Source organism: Janibacter terrae (assembly GCF_039636765.1).
GTDB classification, from domain to species: domain Bacteria; phylum Actinomycetota; class Actinomycetes; order Actinomycetales; family Dermatophilaceae; genus Janibacter; species Janibacter terrae.
This window is the reverse complement of record NZ_CP144167.1, coordinates 2441705-2454465: the sequence shown is the minus strand read 5'-3', so window position 1 is coordinate 2454465 and position 12761 is coordinate 2441705. Positions and strand designations below refer to the sequence as shown.

Here is a 12761-nt window from a genome sequence, read left to right as displayed (position 1 = left end):
GTGCTCCGCGAGCTGCGCATCCGCGACCTCGGCGTCATCGAGGATGCGACCCTCACCCTCGACCCCGGCCTGACCGTCGTCACGGGCGAGACCGGGGCCGGCAAGACGATGGTCGTCACCGGGCTCGGCCTCGTGCTCGGCGGGCGGGCCGACACCGGCCTCGTGCGCACCGGTCGCGACGAGGCCGTCGTGGAGGCCGAGCTCGAGCTCGACCCGGACCATCCCGCCCGCGAGGTCGTCGCCGACGTCGGTGGCATCGCCGACGAGCCCGACCTGATCCTCAGCCGCACCCTCTCCGCCGCGGGGCGCAGCCGCGCCCACGTCGGCGGCCGCCGGGCACCCGTCGGTGTCCTGTCCGACCTCGGTGAGGGGCTCGTCGCCGTCCACGGGCAGGCCGACCAGTGGCGGCTGCGGCGGCCGGCCCAGCACCGCGCCCTCCTCGACGCCTTCGGCGGGGAGCCGGTGACCGGCCTCGTTCGCGAGGTCGGGTCCGCGCACCGCGCCTGGCAGGAGGCGAAGAGGGAGCTGGCCCGGCTCGTCGAGGGCGAACGCACCCGGTTGCAGGAGATCGAGCTGCTCACCCACCAGCTCGAGCAGATCGATACCGTCGACCCGCGGCCGGGGGAGGACCGCGAGCTGGCCCAGGAGTCCGAGCGCCTCGGGCACGCCGAGGACCTGCGCTCCGGCGCCGGGACCGCGCACCGCCTGCTGTCCGATCCCGACAGCTTCGACGGGGACGACGTGGTCGGCCGGGTCGCCCGAGCCGGAGAGGAGCTCGAGCGACTGGTCGCGCACGACGCCTCCCTGGCGGACCTGCGCCGACGCCTCACCGAGATCGGGGTGCTGGCCAGTGAGGTGGCGGCCGACCTCTCCGCCTACACCGCCGACATCGAGTCCGACCCTGCCCGGATGGGCGCGGTGCAGGAGCGGCGTGCCGCCTTGCACGAGCTCACGCGGCGCTACGGCGAGGACATCGATGCGGTGCTTCGCCACCGCGACCAGGCCCGGGAGCGACTCCTCGGCCTCCACGGCGCCGACGAGCGCACCGAGGAGCTGACCCGCCGCGTGGCCGAGGCCGCCACGCGGCTGACCGTGCGCGCCGCCGCGCTCACCGCTGCCCGGACCGAGGCAGCCGGCCGATTGGCCACCACCGTCGAGGAGGAGCTCTCCCACCTGGGCATGGCCAGGGCACGCGTGCAGGTGGCCGTCGACCCGCGCAGCGACGAGGGCGCGGTCGAGGTCGACGTCGAGGGGGCCGAGGCCATCCGCGTCGGCGCCGACGGAGCCGATGTCGTGGAGATCCGGGTCGCCGCCAACCGGGGGACCGAGCCCCGGTCGGTGGCCAAGGCCGCGTCGGGCGGTGAGCTCAGCCGGATCATGCTGGCGATCGAGGTCGCGACCGCCGGGTCCGCGCAGGACCGGGTGCCGACGTACGTCTTCGACGAGGTCGACGCCGGCATCGGTGGCCGCGCGGCCCTCGACGTCGGCGCGCGCCTCGCCGCCCTGGCCCGCACGAGCCAGGTCATCGTCGTCACCCACCTCGCCCAGGTGGCCGCGCACGCCGACCGGCACCTCGTCGTGCACAAGGCGCACGGCGACCAGATCACCTCGAGCGGGGTGCGGGCCGTGGACGGCGACGACCGGCTGGGGGAGCTCTCACGGATGATGGGGGGCGACGACACGAGCGTCGGCCTGAGCCACGCCCGCGAGCTGCTGGAGCAGTGCCGTCGCTGAATCCCCGCGGCTTCATGGGACGATGCACCGGATGGCCATCCGACTGACCCGCGACACGACCCGTGAGCCGGCCCTGCCCGGCACCAACGGACCCGTGCGGGTCGACCGACGCACCAAGGACCTCACCAAGCGGCTGCGGCCCGGCGACATCGCGGTCATCGACCACGTCGACATCGACCGGGTGAGCGGCGAGGCCCTCGTCGCCCGACGCCCCGCGGCGGTCGTCAACGCCAGTCCCTCGACGAGCGGGCGCTACCCCAACGTCGGACCCCGGATCATCCTCGACGCCGGGATCCCGCTCCTGGACGTCGACGACGAGGAGCTGCTCGGCCGTCTCAAGGAGGGCACGACCGTCGGCGTGGACGGCGACACGCTCCACGTGTCGGCGGACGACACGATCATCGGCCGCCTCTGGGACGACGAGGCGCTCGCGCTCGCGATGGAGGCCGCGCGGGCCGGGCTGAGCCAGCAGCTCGAGGACTTCGCCAACAACACGATGGAGTACATCACCCAGGAGCGTGACCTCCTCTTCGACGGCGTCGGCGTCCCGGAGATCTCGACGAGCATGCAGGACCGGCACGTCCTCATCGTCGTGCGCGGCTACCACTACAAGGAGGACCTCGCGGCCCTGCGCCACTACATCCGCGAGTACAAGCCGGTCCTCATCGGCGTCGACGGGGGCGCCGACGCGCTCGTCGAGGCCGGGCACCGGCCCGACCTCATCGTCGGCGACATGGACTCCGTCTCGGACGCCGTCCTGACCAGCGGCGCCGAGGTCGTCGTCCACGCCTACCGGAGCGGCCGGGCCCCCGGCGAGGCCCGCGTCGAGGCGCTCGGGGTGACCCCGGTCGTCTTCCCGGCGACCGGCACCAGCGAGGACATCGCGATGCTGCTCGCCGACGACAAGGGTGCCTCGCTGATCGTCGCCGTGGGCACGCACGCCACCCTCGTCGAGTTCCTCGACAAGGGCCGGGCCGGCATGTCGAGCACCTTCCTCACCCGCCTGCGCGTCGGCAGCAAGCTCATCGACGCCAAGGGGGTCAGCCGCCTCTACCGGACCCGGATATCGTCGTGGTCCCTGATCGGTCTGGGGATCGTCTGCCTCATCTCGCTCTTCGTCGCCCTCTGGGCGACCCCGACCGGACAGGCCACCCTGCAACTGCTGGGGGCCCGCTGGGACGACCTGTGGGCCCTCGTCGAAGGACTCATCACGTGATCGACTTCAGGTACCACCTCGTCTCCCTGGCCGCGGTGCTCATCGCCCTGTCCATCGGGATCGTGCTCGGGGCGGGCCCGCTCAACGACAACATCGGCAGCACGCTCTCCGGCGAGGTGACCAAGCTCCGCCAGGAGAAGGAGGCCCTGCGCAAGGACGGCAACGAGCAGCGCGCCGCGATCGAGGCCCGGGACACCTACGACGAGCAGACCCTCCCCCTCGTCGTCCAGGGACGCCTGAGCGATCGCACCGTCGCCGTCGTGCGCCTGCCCGAGGGCGCCGACGACGACGTCCAGGCGCTGCGCGAGACCCTCGAGGACGCCGGCGCGACGGTCGAGGAGCCCGTCGAGGTGAGCGCCACCTGGGCCTCGACGGCCGACAAGACCGTGAGCAGCCGCAGCGCGACCGGCGAGGCCGCCTTGCGCGACCTCGGTGTGAGCGCCGCCGTCCCGGACGGCGGCCAGCGCATCGACCAGGCCCTCGCCGTCGTGCTCACCGGTACCCGGTCGCCGCAGGACGGCGGCGACCGCGTCTCGCGCGAGCAGCGGCAGCAGGCGTGGACGCGGCTGAAGGACGCCGGGCTGGTCGACGGCCCCGACGAGACCCCGGACGCGGCCGACCTCGTCGTCGTCGTGGGTGGCCCGGTCCCCGCCGAGGACTCCTCCGACACGGACACCGTCGACCGCCAGGCCGAGGGCACCTCCGGCGTGTGGGTCGCGCTGACCCACCTCATCGAGACCCACGCCCAGGGAACGGTCCTCGCCGCCGACGAGGCCGCCGACGGCACGAGCGACTCCTCACCGGTGACCATGGCCCGCCTGCAGGGGAGCCTCGCCGAGGGCGTCTCCACCGTGGACGACCCGGCCGTCCCCATGGGGCGCGCCGCGATCGTGCTCGCCCTCGTCGAGCAGCTCACCGGCGACTCGGGCCACTACGGGACCGGCGCCGGTGCCGCCCGCCCGGTCCCCACCTTCCAGTGACCACGCCGACGCTCGTCGCCGCGGCGGGCGCCCGTGCGCTCGTCACCTCCCGCCGGGGTCTGCCCCCCGGTTGGGGACGACCCTGGGAGCGCACCAACCACGCCGGCCGAGCGGTGACCCTGCTCGAGGGTCCGGCCGCGGTCCTCGGCGCGCTCGCCGGGGTGGCCGCGACACCGCACCACCGCGGCCCCGCCGGCGCCGTCGTCCTCGTCCCCGGACTGCTCGGAGCACTCGACGACCTCGTCGGTGACACCGCGACCAAGGGACTGCGGGGGCACCTCGCTGCCCTGCGCGCGGGACGCGTCACCACCGGCGCGCTCAAGGTCCTCGGCCTCGGGGCCGTCGCGCTCGTCACCGCCGCGACGGAGCAGCGGGCGGGGGGACCCCCTTCGTCCCGCCTCGGCCAGACCGCCGTGGACACCGTCGTCATCGCCGGGACCGGCAACCTCGTCAACCTGCTCGACCTGCGTCCGGGCCGCGCCCTCAAGGTGACGACCGCGGCCGGCGCGCTGCTGCTCCTGCCCACCGGGTCGCGCCCCCTGGCCGGTGCCCTCGTCGGGACCGGCGCCGGCCTGCTGCCCGAGGACCTCGCCGGGGAGTCCATGCTCGGCGACTGCGGGGCCAACGCGCTCGGCGCACTGCTCGGCCTGGCGCTCGTGCGCGGGCTCGGACCGCGCGGCCGGCTCGCCACCGCAGCCACGGTCACCGGGCTCACCCTGCTCTCCGAACGGGTGAGCTTCACCCGCGTCATCGAGTCGACACCCGTGCTGCGGGAGCTCGACGCCTGGGGCCGACCTCGGTGAGCCGGGTCGCCCGGGACGCCGGCACCGTCGCGCTCGTCACCGCGGCGGCGCGGGTCGTGGGCTTCCTGCGGTGGGTCGTCTTCGCCTGGGCCGTCGGTGCGGCCGGGGTCGGGACGGTCTACCAGACGGTCAACACCGTGCCCAACGTCGTCTACGAGATCGCCGCGGGCGGCATCCTCGCCGCTGTCGTCGTGCCGCTCGTGGCTTCGCGGATCGGGGACGGCTCGACAGAGGGTGCGGACGACGTCGCCTCGGCGCTGCTCACCCGGGCCGTCGTCGTCCTGCTGCCCCTGGCGGCCCTCGTCGCGCTGGCCTCCCCGCTGATCAGCCGGGCGCTCCTCGGCGGGCTCGAGGGGGCGGTCGAGGGTGCCGTCGGGCTCGGCACGCGACTGCTCGTCCTCTTCAGCCCGCAGATCGTCCTCTACGGTCTCGGGATCGTCGTCAGCGGTGTGCTCCAGGCTCACCGGTGGTTCCTCGCCGCGGCCCTCGCCCCCCTGCTGTCGAGCCTCGTCGTCATCGTCACCTACGTGCTCTGGGCCCTCACGGTGCCGGCCGGTACCGCGCCCGACGAGGTGACGGTCCGCGAGCTGCTGCTCCTCGGCGGCGGCACCACGCTCGGTGTCGTCGCCCTGTCCGTGCCCCTGCTCGCGGCGGCTGCCCGGCACGGGATCCGGCTGCGGCCGCGCTGGGCGCTCGCGCCCGAGACCGCTGCGCGTGCCCGGACCCTCGCCGGGGCCGGGGTGGTGGCACTGCTCGCCCAGCAGGTCACGGTCGTCGTCACCCTGCGGGTGGCCAACCGCTCCGGCGGTGACGGGGCGCTCGTCGTGCAGAACTACGTCCAGGCCCTCTACCTGCTGCCCTACGCGGTCCTCGCCGTCCCCGTCGCGACGGCGGTCTTCCCCGTGCTCGCGGCGGCCGGCGGCGCCGCGGCCGAGCGCTCGGCCGCCCGCACCCTCGCGGCCTCCCTGCGCGCCGTCGTCGTGCTCTCGGCAGCGGCGGCTGCCGGGCTCGTCGCGGCCGCCGCACCGATCGGCCGGGTCTTCACCGCCATCGACCGGCGCGGCGAGGGCTCCCGGGCCCTGGCGGCCATGCCCGAGGCGCTCATCGCCATGGTGCCGGGACTCATCGCCTTCGCGCTGTGCGCCGTGGCCCTGCGGGCGCTCTACGCGCGCGGCCGAGCCCTGCTCGCCGGGCTGACGATGGCCGGGGGCTGGCTCGTCGCGGCCGTCGTGCCGCTGCTCGTCCTCGGCCCCCAGGACGGGGCCCGTCGCACCCTCGTGGTCCTCGGGCTCGCGTCCTCGCTCGGCATGGCGCTCGCGGGCCTGGGCCTGCTCCTGCGGGTGCGCCACGACTGGGGCGTCGAGGCCGTCGCCGGGCTGACGCGCGCCCTCGTCCTCGCCGGGCTCGCCCTCGGCGCGGGGCTGCTCGTCCACCTGCTCGGCCGGGACCACTGGCCCGAGCAGACCCCCTTCGTCGTCGTCGCCGGGGGCCTCGCCGCCGCCGCCGTCGCCGCGGGTGTGCTGCTCGTGGGGGCCGCACTCGACCCCGGCCTGCGTGCCCGACTGCCCGGAGCACGGCGGACGAAGGGAGGATGAGCCCATGAGGATCCTGCTCTGCCTCGCGAGCGCCTCCGGAGGGATCGGGACGCACGTCGCCGACCTCGCCGCCGGGCTGCGCGCAGCCGACCACGACGTCGTCGTCGCCACCGACCCGGGGACCCGCGAGCGGTTCGACCTGCCGGGGGAGGCGCCCCTCACCCCACGCGCCGTGCGCGCCCTGGCCCGGGGGGCCGACGTCGTCCACGCCCACGGGTTCCGGGCGGGGCTGGTCGCCTCGGCCGCGGCGCGGGGGACCCCCTTCGTCATCAGCCTGCACAACCCCGTCCGCGGCTCGGGGACCTCGCCGCGCCGGCTCGCGGGGGAGGCGGCCGCCCGGCTCGTCGTGCGGCGAGCCGACCTCGTCACCGGGGCGAGCAGCGACCTCGTCGCCGACGCGAGAGCGCTCGGCGCCCGGCGGGCGGAGCCGGCGGAGGTGCCCTCGCCACGGGTGCCCGGGCTGCTCGCCACCGACCGAGCCGCCTGGCGGGCCGCGCACCGTGACCTGCTCCTGGCGGGGCACGGGATGGCGGGGGAGACCCCCTTCGTCCTGACGATCGCCCGGGTCGCCCCGCAGAAGGGCATCGACGTGCTGCGGACGGCGGCGGGGCTCGGAACCGGCACATGGGGGCTCGTCGGGCCCGGCCAGGAGGCACTGACCGACCCGGGACCGGTGCGCCTGCTCGGCGCGGCCCGCGACGTCACGCCGTGGCTGCTGGCCGCCGACGTCCTCGTCGTGCCGAGCGAGTGGGAGGCCCGGGCCCTCGTCGTCCAGGAGGCCATGGCAGCCGGGACGCCCGTCGTGGCCCGCAGGGTCGGCGGCCTGCCGGACCTGCTCGACGGGGCCGGGCTGCTCGTCGAGGGCCCGCAGGACCAGGCCGCGGCGCCCATCGCGCGCGCCGTCGCCGCAGTCCTGGACCACCCGGAGCGCGCGGCGGCGGCCGCCGGACGCGCCCGCACGCGAGCCGCGACGTGGGACGGGCTCGAGGAGAGCGTGGCACGGTGGGTGGCCAGGTACCGAGCACTGCCCGATGTGACGTAGATTGGAACCCCGTGGTGGCACTGACGAAACACATCTTCGTGACCGGAGGAGTCGTCTCCTCACTCGGCAAGGGACTGACGGCCTCGAGCCTCGGGCACCTGCTTCGAGCGCGTGGCCTGCGGGTCACGATGCAGAAGCTGGACCCCTACCTCAACGTGGACCCGGGGACGATGAACCCCTTCCAGCACGGTGAGGTCTTCGTCACCGAGGACGGTGCCGAGACGGACCTCGACATCGGCCACTACGAGCGCTTCCTCGACACCAACCACGACGGCTCCGCCAACGTGACGACCGGTCAGGTCTACAGCCGGGTCATCGCCCGCGAGCGCAAGGGCGAGTACCTCGGCGACACCGTCCAGGTCATCCCGCACATCACCAACGAGATCACCTCGCGGATGCGTGCGCCCGCGGCCGGCAGCCCCGGCGTCGAGGCCTCCAGCGCTCCCGACATCATCATCACCGAGATCGGCGGCACCGTCGGCGACATCGAGTCGCTGCCCTTCCTCGAGGCGGCCCGCCAGGTGCGCCACGAGCTCGGCCGCGACAACTGCTTCTTCCTCCACGTCTCGCTCGTGCCGTACATCGCGCCGAGCGGCGAGATGAAGACCAAGCCGACCCAGCACTCCGTGGCCGCGCTGCGCCAGGTCGGCATCCAGCCCGACGCGCTCGTCCTGCGCGCCGACCGCGAGATCAGCGCCGACATCAAGCGCAAGATCTCGATGTCCTGCGACGTCGAGCAGGACGGCGTCGCCGCCTGCGTCGACGCCCCGAGCATCTACGACATCCCCAAGGTCCTGCACCGGGAGCACCTCGACACCTTCGTCATCCGGCGCCTGGGCCTGAACTTCACCGACGTGGACTGGGACAGCTGGGACACCCTGCTGCGCCGGGTCCACCACCCGCGCCACGAGATCGAGGTCGCCCTCGTCGGCAAGTACATCGACCTGCCCGACGCCTACCTGTCGGTGACCGAGGCCCTGCGTGCCGGTGGCTTCCACAACGACGCCAAGGTCCGCATCCGCTGGGTCCCCTCGGACGACTGCCAGACGCCGGCCGGTGCCGCGCGGGCGCTCGGTGGCGTCGACGCCGTCCTCGTGCCCGGAGGCTTCGGCGTGCGCGGCATCGAGGGCAAGCTCGGTGCCCTGCGCTGGTCCCGGGAGAACCACGTGCCGACGCTCGGCATCTGCCTCGGCCTGCAGTGCATGGTCATCGAGTACGCCCGCAACGTCGCGGGGATCCAGGGCGCGAGCTCCACGGAGTTCGACTCCGACTCCTCGGCGCCGGTCATCGCGACGATGGAGGAGCAGAAGTCCTTCGTCGACGGCGCGGGAGACCTCGGTGGCACGATGCGTCTGGGCTCCTACCCCGCAGACCTGCGCGAGGGCTCGGTCACCGCGCAGGCCTATGGCACGACCAAGGTCACCGAGCGCCACCGCCACCGCTACGAGGTCAACAACACCTACCTCGACCAGCTCGAGCAGGCCGGTCTCGTCGTGAGCGGCACGCATCCTCAGCTCGGTCTCGTCGAGTTCGTCGAGCTCCCGCGCGAGGTGCACCCGTACTACGTCTCGACGCAGGCGCACCCCGAGTTCAAGTCCCGCCCGGACAAGGCGCACCCGCTCTTCGCCGGGCTCATCGGCGCGGCCGTCCAGGCGCAGAAGGACGCGCGACTCGTCGAGGTCGAGCCGAGCCACGAGACGGCGCCGGCAGCGGCCACCAGCGACTCCGCCGGCTGATGGTCGAGGACGGGAGGCTGCGGGACGAGCTGGTCAGCCTGTCGGTGACGGCCAGCGAGGTCGTCTTCGACGGTGCGGTGTGGGACGTGCGCCGTGACACCTTCGAGCTCGAGGGACAGACCCTCGTGCGCGAGGTCGTCGACCACCCGGGCGCCGTCGCCGTCCTCGCCCTCGACGAGGACGACCGGGCGCTGCTCATCCGGCAGTACCGCCACCCCGTGGCCGCCCACGAGTGGGAGGTCCCCGCCGGACTGCTCGACGTCGCGGGCGAGGACCCACTCGTCGGGGCGCAGCGCGAGCTGCTCGAGGAGGCGGACGTCACCGCCGACGAGTGGTGGGTCCTCGTCGACTACTTCCCCTCGCCCGGCGGGATGAACGAGGCGATCCGGGTCTACCTGGCCCGCGGCCTGCACGAGGTGCCCGAGGGCGAGCGCCACGCGCGCGACGGCGAGGAGGCCCACCTCGAGTACCGCCGGGTCCCGCTCGACGAGGTGGCCGAGGCCGTGCTCGCGGGACGGGTGCACAACTCGACCCTGATCGTCGCGGCCCTGGCCGCCCGGGTCGCGCGGGAGGGCGGGTGGGTCTCCCTTCGTCCGGCCAACAGCCCGTGGCCGGAGCACCCCGCCCACCGCTGACCCGTCCGTGCGGGCCACGGGTTCGCCGAGGCACCTCGCTCCTTCGTAGGATGAGCGGTGGCCGGGCGCCCGCCGGGCCGAGAACCACCCCTCGCGATAGGACGTCATGCTCCGCACCCACGAAGCCGGCACACTGCGTGCCGAGCACTCCGGCCAGACCGTCACGCTCACCGGATGGGTGGGTCGCCGGCGCGATCACGGCGGCGTGGCCTTCCTCGACCTGCGGGACGCCTCGGGCGTCGCCCAGGTCGTCGCCCGTGACGAGGTCCTCACCGGTGCGGCGCACGACCTGCGCAACGAGTACGTCATCAAGGTCGTCGGCGAGGTCACCCCGCGCGACCCCAAGGACGTCAACCCCAACCTGCCGACCGGCGAGGTCGACGTCGTCGCCACGACGATCGAGGTCCTCTCCGAGGCCGCGCCGCTGCCCTTCCAGATCGACGAGCGCGTGAGCGTCGGCGAGGAGGCGCGCCTGAAGCACCGCTACCTCGACCTGCGCCGCCCGGGTGCCTCGAGCGCCGGCGCCGGCCTGCGTCTGCGGAGCAAGGTCAACGCTGCTGCCCGCTCGGTGCTCGCCGAGCGCGACTTCGTCGAGATCGAGACACCGACCCTCACGCGGTCCACGCCCGAGGGCGCCCGGGACTTCCTCGTCCCCGCGCGCCTCGCGCCGGGCGAGTGGTACGCGCTGCCGCAGAGCCCGCAGCTGTTCAAGCAGCTGCTCATGGTCGCCGGCATGGAGCGCTACTACCAGATCGCGCGCTGTTACCGCGACGAGGACTTCCGCGCCGACCGGCAGCCGGAGTTCACCCAGCTCGACATCGAGATGTCCTTCGTCGAGCAGGACGACGTCATCGAGCTCGGCGAGGCGATCGCCAGGGCGGTCTGGGCGACGATCGGCGTCGACCTGCCCACCCCCTTCCCGAGGATGACCTACGCGGAGGCCATGGAGCGCTACGGCTCCGACAAGCCCGACCTGCGCTTCGGCGTCGAGCTCGTCGACTGCACCGAGTACTTCGCCGAGACCCCCTTCCGGGTCTTCAGGGCCGACCACGTCGGCGCCGTCGTCATGCCGGGCGGCGCGAGCCAGCCGCGTCGGCAGTTCGACGCCTGGCAGGAGTGGGCGAAGCAGCGCGGGGCCAAGGGCCTGGCCTATGTCACCGTCGGCGAGGACGGCCAGCTCGGTGGCCCCGTCGCCAAGAACATCTCCGACAGCGAGAAGGCCGGTCTGGCCGCCCACGTCGGTGCCGAGCCCGGCGACTGCATCTTCTTCGCCGCGGACACCCCCCGGGCCGCCCGCGCGCTCCTGGGTGCCGCCCGCCAGGAGATCGCCCAGCGGTGCGGGCTCATCGACGACAGCGCCTGGTCCTTCCTGTGGGTCGTCGACGCCCCGCTCTTCGAGCCGGCCGGCGACGCCGTGGCCGCGGGCGACGTCGCGGTGGGTGCCGGCGCGTGGACCGCGGTCCACCACGCCTTCACCAGCCCCAAGGAGGAGTTCCTCGACACCTTCGACTCCGACCCGGGGCCGGCTCTCGCCTACGCGTACGACCTGGTCTGCAACGGCAACGAGATCGGCGGCGGGTCCATCCGTATCCACCGCAAGGACGTGCAGGAGCGGGTCTTCAAGGTCATGGGCCTGGACGAGGAGTCCGCGCAGGAGAAGTTCGGGTTCCTCCTCGAGGCCTTCAAGTTCGGCGCCCCGCCGCACGGCGGCATCGCCTTCGGCTGGGACCGCATCTGCATGCTGCTCCTGGGTGCCGACTCCATCCGCGACGTCATCGCCTTCCCCAAGTCCGGTGGCGGCTACGACCCGCTGACCGACGCGCCCGCGCCGATCACCCCGGAGCAGCGCAAGGAGGCGGGCATCGACGCCACGCCGCGCCGCGACGAGGACGCGGAGCAGGCAGGCGCCTGAGCGATGGGCGAGCCGGTCGAGGCGCTGCTGTGGGACTGCGACGGCGTCCTGCAGCACGGACGCTTCGACTGGCGCGCCCGTCTCGACGGGGCGGTCGGCCCCGGCTTCGCCGAGCAGGTCTTCGAGGCCGAGCTGCCCGCCCTGCGCGGTGAGCGTTCGCTGCGCGAGGTCCTCGAGGAGCTGCTGCGGCACGAGGGCCGGCGGCGCACACACCTGCCGTTGACGGTCGAGGACCTGCTGGCGATCTGGGAGCAGTTCGACCTCGACCCGGAGGCGGTGGCGGTGCTCACCGCGGTCCGAGAGCTCGGCGTGCCGTGCATGCTCGCGACCAACCAGCAGGACCACCGGGTGCGGCACATGCGTGAGGTGCGCGGCTACGACGACCTCGTCGACGGCTCGTACTACTCGAGCGAGCTCGGCGCGATGAAGCCCGACCCCGCCTTCTTCGAGCACATCCTGCAGGACCTCGACCTGCCGGGGGAGCGGGTCGGGTTCGTCGACGACGTGCCGGTCAACGTCACGGCCGCCCGCGGCGTCGGGATCCGGGCGGTGCTGCACGACCCCGCCTCGGGCGCCGCCGGCCTCGTCCACGGCCTCACCCCGCTCGTGCCGGGGCTCGCCGCCCACTCGATCTGAGTCAGTCGCCGAGCAGCTCCACGAGCCGGTCGAGGAAGGCCGTCTGCGCGGCCACCACGAGCTCCCGGGCGCTGTCGAGGTCGTGCCACCCCGCGCGGTCGAGCTCGGGGAAGCTCTGCCGCCGGCCGGATCGCGGAGGCCACTCCATCTCGAACACGCCGCTCTCGACGAAGACGACGTCAGCTGCCGCGCCGACCTCGATCGCCCACGCCGTGACCCGTTTGCCGCCGGACTGGCGGATCTCGCCGAGGGGCACACGGTCACCAGCCGGTGCCGGAGCCCCGGTCTCCTCCAGCCACTCGCGCTCGGCCGCGGCGAGCGGCTGCTCGTCCGGCCCGTGCTCGCCCTTGACGATCGTCCAGCCGCGCGGCCGCGTGGTCCACAGGGGGCCGCCCATGTGCCCGAGGAAGACGTGCGCGCTCCCCCCTTCGCCCCGGACGAAGGGGAGCAGTCCCGCACTCGTGCGGGTCAC

11 protein-coding genes are annotated in these 12761 nt (G+C 74.1%); 10 read left to right on the top strand and 1 reads right to left on the bottom strand.

The window, feature by feature from the left end; translation table 11 throughout:
- From recN to V3C34_RS11945, 10 genes are all read left to right on the top strand, one after another.
- Positions 1 to 1734, top strand: a complete 1734-nt coding sequence (recN, locus tag V3C34_RS11990; RefSeq protein WP_346007231.1) for a DNA repair protein RecN — start codon at positions 1 to 3, stop codon at positions 1732 to 1734.
- A gap of 31 nt (positions 1735 to 1765) precedes the next feature.
- A complete protein-coding gene (gene steA, locus V3C34_RS11985) occupies positions 1766 to 2950 on the top strand; it encodes a putative cytokinetic ring protein SteA (RefSeq protein WP_346007230.1) in 1185 nt (394 codons plus the stop codon).
- Entirely contained in the window at positions 2947 to 3930 is a 984-nt protein-coding gene (locus tag V3C34_RS11980; RefSeq protein WP_346007229.1) for a copper transporter, read from the top strand. Before steA ends, V3C34_RS11980 begins: the two co-directional genes overlap by 4 nt.
- Positions 3927 to 4733: a hypothetical protein gene (locus V3C34_RS11975; RefSeq protein ID WP_346007228.1), complete on the top strand. Its 807-nt coding sequence runs from the start codon at positions 3927 to 3929 to the stop codon at positions 4731 to 4733. The genes V3C34_RS11980 and V3C34_RS11975 overlap by 4 nt, the downstream gene beginning before the upstream one ends.
- A complete protein-coding gene (gene murJ / locus V3C34_RS11970) occupies positions 4730 to 6328 on the top strand; it encodes a murein biosynthesis integral membrane protein MurJ (RefSeq protein WP_068421114.1) in 1599 nt (532 codons plus the stop codon). The genes V3C34_RS11975 and murJ overlap by 4 nt, the downstream gene beginning before the upstream one ends.
- Positions 6329 to 6332: 4 nt before the next feature.
- Positions 6333 to 7370 (top strand): glycosyltransferase, encoded by a 1038-nt coding sequence (locus V3C34_RS11965; protein ID WP_346007227.1) that lies wholly within the window; start codon positions 6333 to 6335, stop codon positions 7368 to 7370.
- Between the two features lie 11 nt (positions 7371 to 7381).
- The gene (locus V3C34_RS11960) at positions 7382 to 9106 is read left to right on the top strand and encodes a CTP synthase (RefSeq protein ID WP_345914332.1); all 1725 of its coding nucleotides are present in this window, start codon (positions 7382 to 7384) and stop codon (positions 9104 to 9106) included.
- Positions 9106 to 9741, top strand: coding sequence for an NUDIX hydrolase (locus V3C34_RS11955; RefSeq protein WP_346007226.1), 636 nt, complete (start codon positions 9106 to 9108; stop codon positions 9739 to 9741). The genes V3C34_RS11960 and V3C34_RS11955 overlap by 1 nt, the downstream gene beginning before the upstream one ends.
- A 106-nt stretch (positions 9742 to 9847) precedes the next feature.
- A complete protein-coding gene (gene aspS / locus V3C34_RS11950) occupies positions 9848 to 11653 on the top strand; it encodes an aspartate--tRNA ligase (protein ID WP_338537996.1) in 1806 nt (601 codons plus the stop codon).
- 3 nt (positions 11654 to 11656) lie between these two features.
- Positions 11657 to 12289, top strand: a complete 633-nt coding sequence (locus V3C34_RS11945; RefSeq protein ID WP_338537997.1) for an HAD-IA family hydrolase — start codon at positions 11657 to 11659, stop codon at positions 12287 to 12289.
- Between the two features lies 1 nt (position 12290).
- Here V3C34_RS11945 and V3C34_RS11940 read toward each other — a convergent pair whose 3' ends face one another.
- Entirely contained in the window at positions 12291 to 12761 is a 471-nt protein-coding gene (locus tag V3C34_RS11940; protein WP_346007225.1) for an NUDIX domain-containing protein, read from the bottom strand.

Bases quoted from the DNA above. Each gene is read 5' to 3' on its own strand.
- V3C34_RS11945 (WP_338537997.1), top strand. From the start codon at position 11,657: ATGGGCGAGCCGGTCGAGGCGCTGCTGTGGGACTGCGACGGCGTCCTG.
- V3C34_RS11955 (WP_346007226.1), top strand. From the start codon at position 9,106: ATGGTCGAGGACGGGAGGCTGCGGGACGAGCTGGTCAGCCTGTCGGTG.
- aspS (WP_338537996.1), top strand. From the start codon at position 9,848: ATGCTCCGCACCCACGAAGCCGGCACACTGCGTGCCGAGCACTCCGGC.
- steA (WP_346007230.1), top strand. From the start codon at position 1,766: ATGGCCATCCGACTGACCCGCGACACGACCCGTGAGCCGGCCCTGCCC.
- V3C34_RS11965 (WP_346007227.1), top strand. From the start codon at position 6,333: ATGAGGATCCTGCTCTGCCTCGCGAGCGCCTCCGGAGGGATCGGGACG.